The 12,447-nt window shown below is 72.1% G+C and carries 15 protein-coding genes; 6 read left to right on the top strand and 9 right to left on the bottom strand.

The genetic code is table 11. From position 1 onward, the window contains the following. Window positions 1-95: 95 nt before the first annotated feature. Entirely contained in the window at window positions 96-503 is a 408-nt protein-coding gene (locus ABD671_RS04820; protein ID WP_344732108.1) for a response regulator, read from the top strand. A 148-nt stretch (window positions 504-651) separates the two neighbouring features. Here the strand turns inward: ABD671_RS04820 and ABD671_RS04815 are convergent, their stop codons facing one another. Further along, window positions 652-1,866, bottom strand: a complete 1,215-nt coding sequence (locus ABD671_RS04815; RefSeq protein WP_344732107.1) for a 3-hydroxyacyl-CoA dehydrogenase family protein — start codon at window positions 1,864-1,866, stop codon at window positions 652-654. A gap of 58 nt (window positions 1,867-1,924) precedes the next feature. After that, a complete protein-coding gene (locus ABD671_RS04810; RefSeq protein WP_344732106.1) occupies window positions 1,925-2,434 on the bottom strand; it encodes a GNAT family N-acetyltransferase in 510 nt (169 codons plus the stop codon). A 24-nt stretch (window positions 2,435-2,458) separates the two neighbouring features. Between ABD671_RS04810 and nucS the strand changes: the two genes are divergently transcribed. The 3 genes from nucS (at window position 2,459) to ABD671_RS04795 (ending at window position 4,030) form a co-directional block, all read left to right on the top strand. Then, on the top strand, window positions 2,459-3,157 hold the full coding sequence (gene nucS / locus ABD671_RS04805; protein ID WP_344732105.1) for an endonuclease NucS: 699 nt from the start codon (window positions 2,459-2,461) through the stop codon (window positions 3,155-3,157). A gap of 83 nt (window positions 3,158-3,240) precedes the next feature. Next, a complete protein-coding gene (locus ABD671_RS04800) occupies window positions 3,241-3,645 on the top strand; it encodes a hypothetical protein (RefSeq protein WP_344732104.1) in 405 nt (134 codons plus the stop codon). A 46-nt stretch (window positions 3,646-3,691) separates the two neighbouring features. Continuing rightward, entirely contained in the window at window positions 3,692-4,030 is a 339-nt protein-coding gene (locus ABD671_RS04795; protein ID WP_344732103.1) for a DUF952 domain-containing protein, read from the top strand. On the opposite strand, the gene ABD671_RS04790 is transcribed toward ABD671_RS04795, so the two are convergent. Then, window positions 4,014-5,117 carry a PAS domain-containing sensor histidine kinase gene (locus tag ABD671_RS04790; protein WP_344732102.1) on the bottom strand — a complete coding sequence of 368 codons (1,104 nt, stop codon included), beginning with the start codon at window positions 5,115-5,117 and terminating at the stop codon, window positions 4,014-4,016. The genes ABD671_RS04795 and ABD671_RS04790 overlap by 17 nt on opposite strands. A gap of 150 nt (window positions 5,118-5,267) precedes the next feature. On the opposite strand from ABD671_RS04790, the gene ABD671_RS04785 reads away from it, so the two are divergent. Beyond that, window positions 5,268-6,395: an alpha/beta fold hydrolase gene (locus tag ABD671_RS04785; protein WP_344732101.1), complete on the top strand. Its 1,128-nt coding sequence runs from the start codon at window positions 5,268-5,270 to the stop codon at window positions 6,393-6,395. Window positions 6,396-6,463: 68 nt separating this feature from the next. Here the strand turns inward: ABD671_RS04785 and ABD671_RS04780 are convergent, their stop codons facing one another. The 5 genes from ABD671_RS04780 to ABD671_RS04760 all read right to left on the bottom strand — a co-directional run bounded on the left by ABD671_RS04780 (window position 6,464) and on the right by ABD671_RS04760 (window position 10,464). Continuing rightward, window positions 6,464-6,988 (bottom strand): ferritin, encoded by a 525-nt coding sequence (locus ABD671_RS04780; RefSeq protein WP_344732100.1) that lies wholly within the window; start codon window positions 6,986-6,988, stop codon window positions 6,464-6,466. Between the two features lie 59 nt (window positions 6,989-7,047). Continuing rightward, window positions 7,048-7,260, bottom strand: a complete 213-nt coding sequence (locus tag ABD671_RS04775; protein ID WP_344732099.1) for a hypothetical protein — start codon at window positions 7,258-7,260, stop codon at window positions 7,048-7,050. Between the two features lie 64 nt (window positions 7,261-7,324). Beyond that, complete coding sequence (locus tag ABD671_RS04770) at window positions 7,325-9,340, bottom strand: protein meaA (protein ID WP_344732098.1); 2,016 nt, start codon at window positions 9,338-9,340, stop codon at window positions 7,325-7,327. A gap of 142 nt (window positions 9,341-9,482) precedes the next feature. Then, window positions 9,483-9,791 (bottom strand): STAS domain-containing protein, encoded by a 309-nt coding sequence (locus ABD671_RS04765; RefSeq protein WP_344732097.1) that lies wholly within the window; start codon window positions 9,789-9,791, stop codon window positions 9,483-9,485. A gap of 64 nt (window positions 9,792-9,855) precedes the next feature. Next, window positions 9,856-10,464 carry a hypothetical protein gene (locus tag ABD671_RS04760; protein WP_344732096.1) on the bottom strand — a complete coding sequence of 203 codons (609 nt, stop codon included), beginning with the start codon at window positions 10,462-10,464 and terminating at the stop codon, window positions 9,856-9,858. A gap of 60 nt (window positions 10,465-10,524) precedes the next feature. Between ABD671_RS04760 and ABD671_RS04755 the strand changes: the two genes are divergently transcribed. Beyond that, window positions 10,525-11,106: a cob(I)yrinic acid a,c-diamide adenosyltransferase gene (locus ABD671_RS04755; protein WP_344732095.1), complete on the top strand. Its 582-nt coding sequence runs from the start codon at window positions 10,525-10,527 to the stop codon at window positions 11,104-11,106. Here ABD671_RS04755 and ABD671_RS04750 read toward each other — a convergent pair. After that, window positions 11,095-12,315, bottom strand: coding sequence for an MFS transporter (locus ABD671_RS04750; protein ID WP_344732094.1), 1,221 nt, complete (start codon window positions 12,313-12,315; stop codon window positions 11,095-11,097). The two genes, ABD671_RS04755 and ABD671_RS04750, sit on opposite strands and share 12 nt — an antisense overlap. Window positions 12,316-12,447 lie beyond the last annotated feature (132 nt).

The following is a 12,447-nucleotide window of genomic DNA, read 5'->3' as shown; positions in this document are numbered from 1 at the left end:
CGGTCGGCCGCTGCCGATGAGGGGTGCGTGGAGGCCACGGACGGCCTCCGACGAAGCCGCCGCCCACCCGGGGGCGCCGGCGAGGAGGGACCCTCATGCGCGTGCTCGTCGTCGACGACGACCCCGACCTCGGCCTGCTGGTCGAGCTCTTCCTGCGTCGGGCGGGGCACGAGGTGGTGCTCGCGGCGGACGGCGTCCTCGCGCTGGGCCTGCTGGCTCAGTGCCGGGTCGATGCGCGTCCGATCGAGGTGGTCGTCCTCGACCAGATGATGCCGCGCCTGGACGGCGTCGGGCTGACCCGGGCGATCCGTGCGGACCCGGCCACGACGGAGCTGCCGCTGCTGATGATGAGCGCGCACCACGAGCCCGAGGCGGCACTGGAGGCCGGTGTCGACGGCTTCGTCGGCAAACCCTTCACCAGCGCCGGGCTGCTCGCCGCCCTCGAGACGGTGGTCGCGGGTCGGCAGCGCGACCAGCGAGCGGCGCGGGTGCAGCCGGCCTGACGCGACCCTCTGACGCCGCGGACGGATCCCCTTGCCTGCGCACCGGACGCACGACGGGCGCCGCCGGACCTGCGTCCGGTGGCGCCCGTCGTGAGGGTGCTGAGTGGCGGTGCTGAGTGAGGTTGCTGAGTGACGGTGCTGACCGGGGTCAGCGGTAGTCGTGGAACCCCTGGCCGGTCTTGCGGCCGAGCTTGCCCTCGGCGACGACCTGCTTGAGCGTGTGCGCCGGGGTGAAGCCGGGCTGGCGGAACTCGCGGAGCAGCTCCTCCTGGATCGCCAGCGAGACGTCGTTGCCGACCACGTCGAGGAGCTCGAAGGGACCCATCGGGTAGGCCGCCTGCTCCTTGATCGCGGTGTCGATGACACCGAGCTCGAGGCCGGACTCCGAGAGCTTCACGGCGTCGTTGAGGTAGGGGAACAGCAGCGCGTTGACGATGAAGCCCGCGCGGTCGCCGCAGGACACCGCGACCTTGCCGGTCTTGGCGCACAGGGCGCGCACGGTCTCGTCGACGTCGGCGCCGGTCTGCACGGTGGTGACGACCTCGACGAGCTTCATGACCGGGGCCGGGTTGAAGAAGTGCATGCCGATGACGGCCTCGGGGCGGGAGGTGACCTCCGCGCAGGAGGTGATCGGCAGCGAGGAGGTGGTCGTGGCCAGGATCGCGCCGGGCTTGCAGATGCGGTCGAGGTCGGCGAAGAGCTCCTGCTTGATGTCGAGGTCCTCGGCGATGGCCTCCACCACGATGTCGACCTCGGCCAGGGCGCTGCGCTCGGTGGCGCCGGTCAGGCGGCCGAGGACGGCGGCCTTGGTGGCCTCGTCGGACTTGCCGCGGGCGATCGCCTTGTCGAGCGACTTCTCGATGAAGGTGCGCACGCCGGCGACCTTGTCCTCACCGCGGCCCACGTAGACGACGTCGTAGCCGGCCTGGGCGAAGACCTGCACGATGCCCGAGGCCATGGTGCCGGTGCCGACCACGCCGACGGTGCGGATGTCGTGGCGCAGCTGCGGGGCGTCGTCGGCCGAGGGGGTCTCGGAGTCCAGCGCGATCGCGCCGTCCTCGTAGGCGTAGAAGCCGCGACCGGCGTCCTTGCCCGTGGCGCCCTGGCCGGCGAGGGACTCCAGCAGGTCGGCGGGCTTGTGCAGCGGGTCGCCGGTCTCGGCGTAGCGCGCGGCGAGTGCGTCGCGGACGACGTCGAGGCCGATCTCGTCGAGCACGGTCAGGGGGCCCTTGGGGTAGCCGCAGCCGAAGCGCATGGCGGCGTCGATGTCGGCGCGCGAGGCGTACTTCTCCTCGTACATGCGCACGGCGTGGTTCAGATACGGGTAGATCAGCGTCTCGGCGATCTGAGCGGCGGAGGTCATGCGCCCGATCGTGACACATGTACTACCCGTCGGTAACCGATTCGTCCGGTGTGTGGGATCACATGCGCGACAATCGGACGCGCATCGCGATCCGCGCGCCGTATCCGGTGATCCCGAGCTCGACCTCACGCGCCAGCAGGCGCGCCAGCCACGGCTCGGGGGCGGCGACCTCCTCGAAGCCGAGGGCGGCGTAGAACGGTCCGTTCCACGGGACGTCGCGGTAGGTGCACAGGGTCAGCTCGGGGAAGCCCGCCCACCGCATCTCCTCCCGCGCGGCCGTCACCAGGGCGCGTCCGAGCCCCTGACGCTGATGGCTCGGATGCACGCTCACCTGCTCGAGGTGGGCATGGCCGTCGAGGACGACGACGTGCGCGAACCCCGCGGGCGGCGCTCCGACGACGAGCACGGTGCCGACGGCGTCCCGCTGTGCGCCGGTCGGGGCGGGGCGGCGCAGTTCAGGCGCGGGCCGGCCCCAGAACTCCTCGAACATCGGGCCGCCGGCGTCCTCGATCGCCGCGAGGTGCCGCAGATCGCTGGGACGGGCGAGGCGCACGCGCGGAGGAGCCATGGCGTCACTGTAGATTCGGCGCCCGTGAGACTCGTCGTCGCGCGCTGCCAGGTCGACTACGCCGGCCGGCTGACCGCCCACCTGCCGATGGCCACCCGGGTGCTGATGATCAAGGCCGACGGGTCGGTGCTCGTGCACTCCGACGGCGGCTCCTACAAGCCGCTGAACTGGATGTCGCCGCCGTGCACCGTGCGGGAGGGCAGCGCCGAGGACGGCCGCATCGAATGGACCGTCACCGCCAAGGCGGCCAAGGGCGCCGAGCCCGACACCCTGCGCATCCTCATCGAGGAGGTGCTCCACGACTCCCAGCACGACCTCGGCATCGACCCGGGCCTGCAGAAGGACGGCGTGGAGAAGCATCTGCAGGAGCTGCTCGCCGAGCACCCCGCCACCCTCTCCCCCGGCCTCACCCTCGTGCGCCGCGAGTTCCCCACCGCGATCGGCCCGGTCGACCTCATGTGCCGCGACACCGAGGGGCTCTCGGTGGCCGTGGAGATCAAGCGGCGCGGGGAGATCGACGGTGTCGAGCAGCTGACCCGCTACCTCGAGCTGCTCAACCGCGACCCGCTGCTGACCACCAAGGGCGCCGTGCGCGGCATCTTCGCCGCCCAGGAGATCAAGCCCCAGGCCCGGGTGCTCGCCGAGGACCGCGGCATCGCCTGCGCCGTCGTCGACTACGACGCGCTGCGCGGCATCGACGACCCGACCGACCGCCTGTTCTGACCCACCTGGGCGTGGTGGCGCCCGTCCACAGATCGACGGTGCGCGGGTGGCGGGTCCCGCGGAACCGACCTACCGTGGCAGCCATGGCGAGCGATCCCGGCACGAATCGACGCATCACGCGGCTCGAGAACGACACCGAGTCGATCTACGAGCTGCTCACGGCCATCGGGACCACTCAGCACGACCACACCCGCCGACTCGAGGAGGTCGGGAGCCGCCTCGACGGCCTCGAAGCCGGGCTCACCGCAGTGGCCTCCACGCAGGCCGACCACGGCCGCCGCCTCGACGGCGTCGAAGCCCACCTCACCGGCCTCGACACCCGACTCGACGGCGTCGAAGCCCACCTCACCGGCCTCGACACCCGACTCGACGGCGTCGAAGCCCACCTCACCGGCCTCGGGACCACCCTCGACGATCACACCCACCGTTTCGAGGCCATGGAAGGCACGCTCGCCGAGATCATCCGCCGTCTGCCCGAACCGTCGTGACCGGCACGCCCAGGTTCCACGTGGTTCTGCTGCTCCCCGAACGCCGATGATCATCCACCACCTCGCCCTGCGTACCGACTGGGACGCCGCGCTCGCGATCGGCGAGTACCGCGTCTCCACCCGCGGCCTGACCCTGGAGCAGGTGGGCTTCCTCCATGCGAGCACTCCCGCGCAGTGGCCGGTCGTGCGGGAGCGCTTCTACGCCGACCTCGACGATGCCGAGCTCGTGCTGCTCGACATCGACGTCGGGGTCCTCACCGCGCGCGGCATCGAGGTGGTCGAGGAACCCGGCGAGCCCGGGGGCAGCGAGCTCTTCCCGCACATCCGCGGCGCCCTTCCGTGCGACGCCGTGGTGGCGACGCGTCGGCTCAGCGATCGGGCGTGACGACCCGGGGCAGCACCACCCGGACGGCGGTCCCGACACCGACCTCGCTCTCGGCCTCGATGTGGCCGCCGTGCGCCTCGACGATCGCGCGTGCGATCGAGAGCCCGAGGCCGGCGCCCGGCACCTGCTCGCGCACCGAGAGCGAGGAACGGTAGAGGCGGTCGAAGATGCGCGGCAGTTCGTGGGCGGGGATGCCCGGGCCGGAGTCGCGCACCTCGAGCACGGCCACCGGCCCGGCCTCCTCACCGACGCGGGCACTGAGCACGATCCGCCCCCCGCTCGGGGTGAACTTCACGGCGTTGGTGAGCAGGTTGTCGACCACCTGTCCCAGGCGTTGGGCGTCGCCGCGCACGGTGAGGGACGGCGTCCCGTCGAGCTCGACGCGCAGGTCGATGCCACGCTGCTCGGCGCTGACCCGCGCCGCGTCGGCCGAGCCGCGCAGCACCGAGACCAGCGCGACCTCCTGGTCGGAGACGTGGTGACCGGCGGCGGTGTCGGTGAGGAAGGCCAGATCGAGCAGGTCGTTGACCAGGCGGAGTTCGCGGTCGGCGTTGCGCTCGATGATGGAGAGCATCCGCCGCGAGGTCGGGCTGAGCTCCGCGGCCGCGACGTCGCCGAGCAGCTCGACGTAGCCGATGATCGAGGTGAGCGGGGTGCGCAGCTCGTGGGAGACGGTGGCGATGAGGTCGTCGCGCACCCGGTCGGCCTCCTGCTGCTGACGGATCCGATCGGTGACGTCGGAGACCGCGACCCAGCACCGGTCGGCGCCGTCGTCCTCGAAGTGCGAGGCGCGCAGTTCGGCCGCGAAGGACCCGCCGTCGGGACGGCGGGCGGTCACCGTGACGGGCGCTCGCAGGTCGTCCTCGCCCGGCGAGGAGAAGGACAGGTCGTCGAGCCCGACGCCCAGGAGGCTGTCCATCGACATGCCGACGAGCTCCTCGACCGGCACCCCGAAGGCGGTGGCGCATGCGCCGCTGGCCGCGAGGACGACGCCGTCGTGGTCGACCAGGAGGAGCGGCTCGGGGACGTGCACGAAGCCCGCCCTCCAGGCAGCCTCGACCGCCGGTACCGCTCCCACCTCCCGCACGGTCGAAGCCTAGGACGTCGGCCTCGGCGACCGCGCGGGAACTGAGGTTCTCCGGGACCTCCGACCTGCGGTGGGCGGTAGGCATCGAGGTCACCAGCGTCACATACCGTCAGTCTGTTTCCGACCGCGCTATTGACATACGTTCACCACATGTCGTCGCACCACCCCGCCCCCCGCCGCGCCCTGTCCGCCCTCACCGGTCTCGGCCTCGCCGTCGTCCTCGCCGTCACGGGCGCCTCGGCCACCACCCCCGCCCAGGCCGACTCCCCCGCATCCGCCACGGGTACCCGCGCCACCGGCCCCACCGCGCCCACCGCTCGGGAGTCCCGGATCGTGCGGCGTGCGGTCACCTTCGACGTGGTGAACACCAACGAGAGCTCGGTGGCCTGCACCAGCGACCGCGGGAGCTACACGCTGCGCGGCACGCTGGTGGGCAGCCGTCGCGCGGTGAGCGGAGCCGACGGCGGCGGCCGGATCAACGTGCTGGTGCACGACGTCGGCACCGGCGGATGGTTCTGGCAGGCGCCGCAGCGGGCCTACGACTACGCCGGCGCCCTCGCCCGCCGCGGCGAGCTGACCCTCGTGCTCGATCGCCTCGGCTACGACGGCAGCCCCCTGGACGACGGCCGCGCGACCTGCCTGGGCGCGCAGGCCGACATGCTGCACCAGGTGATCCAGCGCCTCTACGCCGGCAACTACGCCTTCGCCGACGGCCGCGGGATCGCGCCGCCGCACGCGCTGCACGTGGTCGTCCACGGCCACGCCGTCGGCGCGGCCATCGCGCAGCTCGAGGCGGCCGACCACGACGACGTCGACGGCCTGGTGCTGATGTCGTGGTCGGACACCAACGCCTCCCAGCGCGCCGTCCAGGAGGCCGGCCGGCAGACGCTGACCTGCCTCGGCGGAGCCTCCTACGCCTCCTACGGCGAGACGGCGAACGACTTCGCCTCCCTGCTCTTCGCCGACGCGGTGCCGAGCGTGCTGCGCCGTGCGACGGCGCTGCGCAACGCCGTCCCGTGCGGCGACGTCACCAGCCTGTCGGGCCTGCTGCTGGCCTCCCTGGCCACGACCGGGCGCATCGAGGTGCCCGTGCTGCTGCTCTTCGGCTCCGAGGACGCGCTGAACCGGCCCGGCTCGGCCGATCGCCAGGCTGCGCGCTTCGGCGCGAGCCCGAGCGTCACCACCCGGACCTTCGCCGGCGTCGGCTCCGCGCTGCCGCTGGAGCGCAAGGCGCCGCAGGTGCAGCGCACGGTGCTGCGCTGGCTCGATCGGCACTGAGCGGCACCGAGCGCCCCCGACCCGACCGGCACCGACCCGATCGAAAGCCCGCCGTCCGCGGGCCGGTCTCAGACGCCGGCGATCGGCGGAGCGGTGGGGTCCTCGCCCTCGCCGCCGGTCTCCCGGGCGACCCACTCCTCGATGTTCTCGACGTCGTCGAGGTTGCGGCGCACGACGGTGAGCAGGTCGCTCATGGTGGCGACCTCCTCGACCTGCTCCTTGATGAACCACTGCATGAACTGCTCGCTGGCGAAGTCGTACTCCTCGCGGGCGGTGCGCAGCAGGGCGTTGATCTGCTCGGTGACCCGCTTCTCCTGCTCCAGGGCCAGGGCGACGGGTGCGGCGACGTCGGCGAAGTCCGAGCGCGGAGCCTCCACGCCGGGGATGCCGACGGTCGCGTCGGTGTCGAGGAGGTACTGCACCATCATCAGCGCGTGCTCGCGTTCCTCGAGCGCCTGCTGGTAGAAGAAGGCCGCCATCTGCGGCATCGTCTGGGCGTCGTAGTAGACCGCGCAGGCGAGGTACTGGTTGTGGGCGGCCAGCTCGTTGCCGATCTGGGCGTTGAGCTGCTCGGCGAACCGGGCTGCGACCACGGGTGACTCCTGGAGGATCGTGAGGACGGCGACCTGCCGGCCAAGGGGGCTGAGGCGGCTCAGGCGGCCTTGACGAGGTCCTTCTTGCTGAACTTCTTGCCGTCCACGCGGACGAGCTTGCGGTGCTTCACCGTATACCCGCACGGGAGCGAGCCGTCCTTGAGCATGCGCAGTGGACAGCGACCGCACTTCGACTTCGAGGCGCAGCACTTCAACTTCGGAGCCTTGACCTTCTTCTTCGAAGCCTTCGCGGCGCCTTTGCCCTTGCCCATGGGAGCAGGCTATCAGAACAGGTAAGGCGAGGCTTACCTGATCTGCGTCACATCGGTCGGCGGATCAGTCCAGGCCGTTGGCCGTGCGGATCACGCCGACGATGCCGTCCATGATCTCGGTGAGGCCGAAGTCCTTGGGCGTGTAGACCGCCGCGACGCCGAGCTCCTTGAGCCGGCGTCCGTCGGAGTCGGGGATGATGCCGCCCACGATCACCGGGACGTCGCCGATGCCGGCCGCACGCATGCCCTCGAGCACCGCCGGCACGAGCTCCATGTGCGAGCCCGAGAGGATCGAGAGGCCGACGCAGTGCACGTCCTCGGCGACGGCGGCCGACACGATCTGCTCCGGGGTCAGGCGGATGCCCTGGTAGATCACCTCGAAGCCGGCGTCGCGGGCCCGGACGGCGACCTGCTCGGCGCCGTTGGAGTGACCGTCGAGGCCCGGCTTGCCGACCAGCAGGCGCAGGCGACCGCCGAGCTCCTCGCCGGTGGCGCGCACGCGCTCACGGACGGCGGTCAGCTCGGCACCGGCCTCGGCCACGCCGATCGCGCCGCTGACGCCCGTCGGGGCGCGGAACTCGCCGAAGACCTCGCGCAGGGTGCCGGCCCACTCGCCGGTGGTCGCGCCGGCACGGGCGGCGGCGAGGGTGGCGTGCATGAGGTTGGCGTCGGTCTTGGCGGCCTCGGCGAGCGCCCGCAGGGCCTCGGCCACCGCGGTCTCGTCGCGCTGGGCCTTCCAGTCCGCCACCGACTCCTGCGCCAGCCGCTCGGCCTCCGGGTCGGCGACCATGATGGCGCCGTCGAGGTCGGAGGTGAGCGGGGAGGGCTCGGTGGTGGTGAACTTGTTGACGCCGACGATGATCTCGTCGCCGTTCTCGATGCGTGCGCGGCGGGCGGCGTGCGCGGAGACGAGCTCCTGCTTCATGTAGCCGGAGTCGACCGCGGAGATCGCTCCGCCCATCGCCTGGACGCGGTCGATCTCGGCCTTCGCCTCGGCCACGAGCTGGGCGACCTTGGCCTCGACCACGTGGGAGCCGTCGAAGATGTCCTCGTACTCGAGCAGGTCGGACTCGTACGCCAGCACCTGCTGCAGGCGCAGCGACCACTGCTGGTCCCACGGACGCGGCAGGCCGAGGGCCTCGTTCCATGCGGGCAGCTGGACGGCGCGGGCGCGGGCGTTCTTGCTCAGCGTGACGCCGAGCATCTCCAGCACGATGCGCTGGACGTTGTTCTCCGGCTGCGACTCGGTCAGGCCGAGGCTGTTGACCTGGACGCCGTAGCGGAAGCGGCGCATCTTGGCGTCGGTGACGCCGTAGCGGTCGCGGGCGATCTCGTCCCACAGCTGCACGAAGGCGCGCATCTTGCACATCTCCTCGACGAACCGCACGCCGGCGTTGACGAAGAAGGAGATGCGGCCGACGACCTTCTCGAAGTCGGCCTCGTCGACCTGACCCGAGGCCTTGACGCGGTCGAGGACGGCGATCGCGGTGCACAGCGAGTAGGCGAGCTCCTGCGCGGGCGTCGCACCGGCCTCCTGCAGGTGGTAGCTGCAGATGTTGATCGGGTTCCACTTGGGGATCTGGTGGACCGTGTAGGCGATCATGTCGGCGATCAACCGCAGGGAGTGCTCGGGCGGGAACACGTAGGTGCCGCGCGAGAGGTACTCCTTGATGATGTCGTTCTGGGTCGTGCCGGCCAGCTGGGCGGCGACCTCCTGGGGCGTCAAGTCGGGGTTCTGCTCCTCGGCCACCACCTGGTACATCGCCAGGAGCCACATGGCGGTGGCGTTGATGGTCATCGAGGTGTTCATCGACGTGAGCGGGATCTGGTCGAAGAGCTTGCGCATCTCCCCCAGGTGCGGCACGGGGACGCCGACCTTGCCGACCTCACCGCGCGCCATGACGGAGTCGGGGTCGTACCCGGTCTGGGTGGGCAGGTCGAAGGCGACCGAGAGGCCGGTCTGCCCCTTCGCCAGGTTGGTGCGGTAGAGCTCGTTGGACGCCTTCGCGGTCGAGTGACCGGCGTAGGTCCGCATCACCCACGGCTTGTCCTTGGCCTGAGCGCTCGTCGACTCCGTCATGAGGGTCAGGGTAGGCCCATATCTACCCGTTGGTAACCGGCGTCCGTGTGGGGAAACCGACACGGACGCCGCCCGCCGGCCGCGCGGACGGGAGGGGCGGCCGGGACGCTCGGGCGCTGATCAGGCGGTGGTCAGGCGGTGGTCAGGCGCTGATCGGCTCGCGCTCGACCTCGACGACCCGGATGAGATGGGTCAGGTGCAGCATGCGCCGCACCGCCGGCGTGCACCCGCGCAGCCGGACCAGCTGCCCGCTGCGGGCGGCCGCCAGCGAGGCCGCTCCCAGGACCCGCAGCGCGGTGAGGTCGACGACCTCGACCCCGCTCAGGTCGACGACGACGTCGTCGTCGAGGCGGCGGATCTGGTCGTGCAGCGCGTCGCGCACCGCGGAGGTGCTGCGCACGTCGAAGTCGCCGCTCAGCACGAGCGTGGGTCCGTCGGTGATGATGTCCATCGGCCCTCCCCAGGGTTGGCGCGCCGGGCGGACCCGACACGTGCCGTCACCACCATGACGCGTCTCAGGGGCGATCGGTTGCATCCGGATCGGCACGGAGTGTCACGACCTGACCCTGGACCAGTCCAGCCAGACCGGTGCCCACGCCGATCAGCGCCATCCCGATCGCGCCCTGCGGGGCGAAGATGTGGTCGGTGTGCACGAGCCACGCACCCGGCACCAGGAGCAGGCCGAGCAGGGCCGCCCGCGGACGCCGTCGGGCGAGATCGAGGGTGAGCGCGACGACCGCGACGAGCAGCGCTGCCGAGCCGACCTCGCCGATCGGCGTCCCGAGTCGGAAGAGCAGCGAGACCTCCTCCGGGCGCGGGACGCCCGGCCCGATGCGGCGGGTGACCCAGCCCGCGGCCAGCCCGCTGACGACGTCGAGCGCGGTGTAGAAGGTGGCGTACCCATAGGCGGCGAGCCGCACGAGCCAGGCCAGCGGGTCGCGGCGTCCGGCCACCACCCGCATCAGGGCGAGCCCGACGAGCGGGAAGACGACCAGACCCGCGAGGTGCAGGCCGAACCACGAGCGGGCGGTGTCGTAGGTCAGATGGTGCGGGTGCAGGACGCCCGCGGCGCCGAGCGCCAGCCCGGGCAGGGCCAGCAGGAGCGGGAGGCGCAGGCGGGTCATGCTCCGAACCTACGCGGACCGCGGGCGGGGCCTGCCCGACGGCTCGTTAGGCTCGGCGCCATGGTGAACCTGACGCGCATCTACACCCGCACCGGCGACGGCGGGGAGACCCGGCTCGGCGACATGAGCGTCACCACCAAGAACGACCTGCGCCTGCACGCCTACGCCGACGTCGACGAGGCGAACGCGACCCTCGGGGTGGCCATCGCGCAGGGGGCGCTGGACGACGACGTCGTCGCCGTCCTGACCCACGTGCAGAACGACCTGTTCGACGTCGGTGCCGACTTCTGCACCCCCGTCGTCCCCGACCCCGCGTACCCGCCGCTGCGCATCACCCAGGACTACGTCGACCGGCTCGAGGCCTGGTGCGACCGCTACAACGAGGACCTCGAGCCGCTGCGCTCCTTCATCCTCTCCGGCGGCACGCCGGGGGCCGCGCACCTGCACGTCGCGCGCACGGTGGTGCGACGGGCCGAGCGCGCCGCCTGGGCGGCCTTCGAGGTGCACGGCGAGACCATGAACAAGCTGGCGATCACCTACCTCAACCGGCTCAGCGACCTCGTCTTCATCCTGGCCCGGCATGCGAACCGCGAGCGCGGCGACGTCCTGTGGGTGCCGGGCGGGGAGCGCTCAGCCGACTGACGTCGCCGTGCCGGCGCCCGGACGCAGGCGCAGCGCCCACACGGCCAGACCCAGCAGCGGCAGGGCCGCACCGAACCAGCAGACCGCCGCCCAACCGCCCGCCTCGTGCAGCGCACCGGTGACGGCGGACGACGCCGCCCCACTGAGGAACACCGTGCCCATGAACACGGTGTTGATGCGGGCCCGGGCCTCGGGTCGCAGCGCGTAGATCTCCTGCTGGGCCATCACCTGGTGGCTCTGCACGGCGAGGTCGAGCAGGACGCCGCCGAGCGCGAGCACCCACAGGTGCGCCGAGCCGAGTCCGGCCGCGGCCACCGCCAGCGAGGCGAGCAGCAGCATGAGACCGCTGGCGCTGCGGCCCCGACCGCCGTCGGCCAGCCGGCCACCGAGAGGTGCCGCCGCGGCACCCGCCGCGCCGACGAGGGCGAAGACGCCGATGCCGGCCTGGGAGAGGCCGTGCTCGTCGTGGAGTTCGTAGGAGATGGCGGTCCAGTAGGCGGTGAACGCACCGAAGATCGCTCCCTGGCACAGCGCCCGGGCCCGGAGCACCGGCTCGGTGCGGGCGATCTCGACCACCGTCGCGAGCAGCGAGCCGTAGCCCGCGGTGTGCTCGGGTCGCCGCGTCGGCAGCACCCGCCGCAGCACGACGGCCAGCACCAGCATGAGGACGGCGGAGATCGCGTAGATCGCCCGCCAGCCCAGCACCTCGGCCACCAGGCTCGCGACCGTGCGGGCGAGCAGGATGCCCAGCAGCAGACCGCTCATCACCTGGCCCACGACGCGGCCGCGGGCGTCCTCGGGTGCGAGGTGGGCTGCGAAGGGCACCAGGATCTGCGCGACCACCGAGGTCACGCCCACCAGCACCGCGGCCAGCCCGAAGAGCCAGAAGGACGGCGCGAGCGCGGCCAGGGCGAGCGCCGCGGCGGTGCCGAGGAGCACGCGGGTGACCAGCGACCGGTTCTCGACCAGGTCGCCGGTCGGCAGCACGAGGAGCAGCGCGGCGGCGTACCCCAGCTGGGTCAGGGTGACCACGAGCGCCGCCGTCCCCTCCCCCACGCCGAAGGCGCCGGCGATCTCGCCGAGCAGCGGCTGGCCGTAGTAGAGGTTCGCGACGGTGGCACCGCACGCCACGGCCAGCAGCACGACCAGCGCCCGGGGCGGGGCGGTGGCGGGAGCGTCGGTGCCGGAGCGGGGGCTGGTGGTCGTCATCGGTGATGGGCAACCCACGAGGGGGCCGCACGATTCCGGCCCACCCCTCCGGCCCACCCCTCGGCGGGGGCGGGTTCCACCTGGGGATGAGGTGCGCGGGTTGTCGGCAGCGGTTGAGAGGATGGCCGGGCC

Origin of the sequence: Nocardioides fonticola (assembly GCF_039536805.1) — a bacterium.
Classification (GTDB): domain Bacteria; phylum Actinomycetota; class Actinomycetes; order Propionibacteriales; family Nocardioidaceae; genus Nocardioides; species Nocardioides fonticola.
The sequence above is the reverse complement of the archived record's forward strand: the minus strand, read 5'-3'. Positions and strand labels throughout refer to the sequence as shown.

What these genes read in the sequence shown, in the direction of transcription:
- ABD671_RS04775 (WP_344732099.1), bottom strand. Translation starts at nt 7,260, where the DNA reads ATGGGCAAGGGCAAAGGCGCCGCGAAGGCTTCGAAGAAGAAGGTCAAG.
- ABD671_RS04820 (WP_344732108.1), top strand. Translation starts at nt 96, where the DNA reads ATGCGCGTGCTCGTCGTCGACGACGACCCCGACCTCGGCCTGCTGGTC.
- ABD671_RS04795 (WP_344732103.1), top strand. Translation starts at nt 3,692, where the DNA reads ATGATCATCCACCACCTCGCCCTGCGTACCGACTGGGACGCCGCGCTC.
- ABD671_RS04750 (WP_344732094.1), bottom strand. Translation starts at nt 12,315, where the DNA reads ATGACGACCACCAGCCCCCGCTCCGGCACCGACGCTCCCGCCACCGCC.
- ABD671_RS04800 (WP_344732104.1), top strand. Translation starts at nt 3,241, where the DNA reads ATGGCGAGCGATCCCGGCACGAATCGACGCATCACGCGGCTCGAGAAC.
- ABD671_RS04755 (WP_344732095.1), top strand. Translation starts at nt 10,525, where the DNA reads ATGGTGAACCTGACGCGCATCTACACCCGCACCGGCGACGGCGGGGAG.
- ABD671_RS04760 (WP_344732096.1), bottom strand. Translation starts at nt 10,464, where the DNA reads ATGACCCGCCTGCGCCTCCCGCTCCTGCTGGCCCTGCCCGGGCTGGCG.
- ABD671_RS04810 (WP_344732106.1), bottom strand. Translation starts at nt 2,434, where the DNA reads ATGGCTCCTCCGCGCGTGCGCCTCGCCCGTCCCAGCGATCTGCGGCAC.
- ABD671_RS04765 (WP_344732097.1), bottom strand. Translation starts at nt 9,791, where the DNA reads ATGGACATCATCACCGACGGACCCACGCTCGTGCTGAGCGGCGACTTC.
- ABD671_RS04785 (WP_344732101.1), top strand. Translation starts at nt 5,268, where the DNA reads ATGTCGTCGCACCACCCCGCCCCCCGCCGCGCCCTGTCCGCCCTCACC.
- ABD671_RS04770 (WP_344732098.1), bottom strand. Translation starts at nt 9,340, where the DNA reads ATGACGGAGTCGACGAGCGCTCAGGCCAAGGACAAGCCGTGGGTGATG.
- ABD671_RS04815 (WP_344732107.1), bottom strand. Translation starts at nt 1,866, where the DNA reads ATGACCTCCGCCGCTCAGATCGCCGAGACGCTGATCTACCCGTATCTG.